The sequence below is a fragment of the Leifsonia sp. SIMBA_070 genome (assembly GCF_046534635.1).
GTDB lineage: Bacteria > Actinomycetota > Actinomycetes > Actinomycetales > Microbacteriaceae > Leifsonia.
Window position 1 is genome coordinate 1 of the sequence record NZ_JAWRYK010000831.1, and the last position, 242, is coordinate 242.

Genomic DNA, 242 nt, shown 5'->3' on the forward strand with positions numbered 1-242 from the left:
GGAGCTGTTCCGGGCGCTCGTCGGTCGCGAGGAGGGTGGCCGTCGCGGAGTAGTTGAGGCACGGACCGCCGTCGTGGCTGAAGCTCACGCGGTGGCGGAACTCGCCCTCGAAACGCGTATCGCCGGCGGCGTAGTTGATGACGCCGGTGCCTTCCCAGACGCCGAGCAGCCACGAGAGCGGAACGAGGTCGGCGGGGGTGTCAGTGGGGATCTCGATCATGGTGCTTCCAGCGTATCCGCCG

1 protein-coding gene is annotated in these 242 nt (G+C 68.6%); it reads right to left on the bottom strand.

Going from position 1 to position 242, the window contains the following annotated elements:
- Positions 1-220, bottom strand: a 220-nt coding sequence (locus SB754_RS22540; protein ID WP_410784499.1) for an FABP family protein, incomplete at its 3' end; no start/stop codon positions are given.
- Positions 221-242 lie beyond the last annotated feature (22 nt).